Annotated in this window: 2 protein-coding genes; both read right to left on the minus strand. The window is 40.1% G+C overall.

Annotated features, from left to right (window positions below):
- Positions 1–547: 547 nt before the first annotated feature.
- Positions 548–1,291 (minus strand): hypothetical protein, encoded by a 744-nt coding sequence (locus L1286_RS23865; RefSeq protein ID WP_235409524.1) that lies wholly within the window; start codon positions 1,289–1,291, stop codon positions 548–550.
- Between the two features lie 25 nt (positions 1,292–1,316).
- Positions 1,317–2,801: hypothetical protein (locus L1286_RS23870; protein ID WP_235409525.1), on the minus strand; the 1,485-nt coding region annotated here is incomplete at its 5' end.

The following is a 2,801-nucleotide window of genomic DNA, read 5'->3' on the forward strand; positions in this document are numbered from 1 at the left end:
ATTAAATGATAATAAGAGGTCGAGGACAAATCTATCAATGCTTTCCTTGTTCTTGTCATACCTTTTCAAAACCCATTTTAACTGGATATTTAAACAGTAACCAAAGAACCTAGTTTAAGCAAAAAAATTTGTGCCTGTCCTATCTTAAGTTTCAGATATGCGTGCCATAAATACCTCATTTAAAAAGTTCCAACCAGAACCTTGTCAAGTCTCTCAGTAGGAATTATTACAAGCTCCATGTAGATACTTTTGTCAATTCTTTTTAGAACCATAGGAGATAATGATGGATAAACAGCTTTTGAGTTATATTGCTATGAGTTTTCCAGCACGTTTTCTACAACTAAGGAAGAACAACAACCTTACTCAGCCACAGATGGCGGATAAGATTGGTATCCATATTAGGAAAAAATAGGACAGGCACATTTTAAAAAAATGCAATAAATTTGTGCCTGTCCCATCTTAAGTTCCATCTTAAGTTACCAGTAAATTATCAGCCGGATAATAATAAAAAAGCCCTTGCTAAATAAATTAGCAAGGGCTTTTTTATCTAAATAACCTTATGGTCATTAGTATTTTTAGAGAACCCAGCTCTAAGGCAAAAATACAGATCTGCAATATACTGTGAGGCAAATACATAACTAAAAGCACTTGTACTTAGTGTTATGACCAAAGCTTCAAATATACCACTTCCACCCGAAGATCTAATTATAACGCCCAACGAAGACACTATTGCAGCCAAGACACCACCTTGACGGATAGTCTTTTGAAATGAATCAGCTGATTCTTTCTTTTTTATGCCTAAAAAAACATAAACTGGATTATTATCTGAAACATCTTTATGCCAAACAGATGAATCAAAAGTAAAGCTAGAAAGAGTAAATCGTCTCTTTTCTAGCCCCGATTGAAAGTTTGACTTAGGATCCAATACCCTCACTAAAAAGCCAACTACAGCTGCACAACACACAATTCCCAATATAAATATTAACCCCAGAATTCCTCCTTGCGCACTTGTCCATAAATTAAAAACAATTGACATAGAGAATAATAAGGCTGAAATCGCGAGCAAGCTCTCCCACAGTAAAAAGCCAACTGATAGCCCAGAGCTGGACTTAAAGTAAAACCAACCGCAGACAACAAGTACAACTTTGACTAAAAATATAGCCAAATAAAATTGAAAACTTTCATTGGAAAAGTATGGGTGTAAGAAAATCCACGCCCCACTTATTAAAATACAAATAACATACATCCCTGAAAAGTTTATCAATTCACTCTGATCCGAACTATTTAACATTACACTACCTTTTAAAGGGGCTTAACTACCAGCCCCAATTTTCAACACCATAATTAACGAATGATTCAGCTCCACTGCGTAAACCTTCAATAGCCCAATCATAGCCTGATGAAACAGCAGTTCCGACTGCAAGCCCTGCTCCAATTCCCGCTGCTATAGGAACCCAAGCTGGTGCAGTTGCTACGGCACCAAGAACAAAGGCAGTTGTCGCTGCACCCGCAACCCCTGCTACTGCCCCAGAAATAATCCCTTTACTCGTGTTATTAGCCATATCAGTCACAAATTTCATAGAATTCATTGGGTCACCATCCATCGTATACTGCAAAATTGTACCTATAGGGGCCATGACTGACCCGATTACTCCTCCAGATTTTGCTGATTGAGCAAATGCTCCGACCCCATGAGCTAATTTCAAAGAGGTTGAAGCATTCCAAGGTACTGCTTTCCAAGAAGTAGGTCCTTGCCGTCCCAGTGCTGGAACAGTGTGGCTTGGGTTAGGATTATGTATATGTGTAAAACGTTCCCCTCTATAAGGCTCAGAATAAGATATGTTTCCTACATTAACTTGGCCTTTTAATGCACCAGTTAAAGCAGCACTTCCGTCTAGAGCCAACCCTGTAATCGTTTGGGGTAAAGCCTGCCTGCTAGTAGTTTGAGCTAAAGTAGGGTTTTCTTGTTCATAACCTCTCCAGCCGTTGTTCATTCTATGGTAGGTTTCACGCGCAGCTCGCGCTCTTAACTTTCCATTACCCCACATTGCATTATTACCAGCCAATGCAGCATCCAAATCAAAGTTCATTTGACCTGGCATTGCCATTCTCGCTGCATAGCCTTGCTCATAAGCGTACTCTCCTCTAGCCACGCCACGTGCGAAAGCAGCCTCTGAACGATGAGCTACATTTTCGCTAGAAAAATAAGCTGAACGCCCAGAATAGAAACCTGCACTCATATTAAGCAGTCGCTTATCATGATACAAATTATTGCTTTCCATGAAGCCTAACAGCGATTCATGCTGGCTTTTCAGGTTACTGCCTTCCGTAACGCCTTTTAAGAAGTTTAATGAGCCTGTTTCACCTTCAATGCTCAACTTAACATTGCTGTCAGTTTCACTGATCAACACACGCTTTCTTTGCTCAGGGGTTAATTGGCTTAATGCTTCTTCTACTGTCTGACGCTGTTCAAGCGAAGCAGCACCTTGCGACGTTACTTGATTTCTTGATTTCTGAAGAATATTTTTTACTTTATTTTGTGTATTGGATGACAGAATTCCGTGAGCAACCGCATTACCCAATGCATTACCAAACGAATCTCTCGCTACATGTTTAAAGTTCCAGCTTGTCTCATTACCCAATAACTTATCTGAGCCGTATCTTAACCCACTATTCGCAATACCGCCAAGTGTATCCGCTATGATATCTCCTGATGTCATGCCGCCAGCTAACATATCTGGGTCACCGATACCCAGCTCTGAACCTACGTAAGAAGTCAAAGCGGATGCCGCAACATTACC

It is taken from the genome of Pseudoalteromonas sp. SMS1, assembly GCF_021530565.1.
Lineage (GTDB): Bacteria > Pseudomonadota > Gammaproteobacteria > Enterobacterales > Alteromonadaceae > Pseudoalteromonas.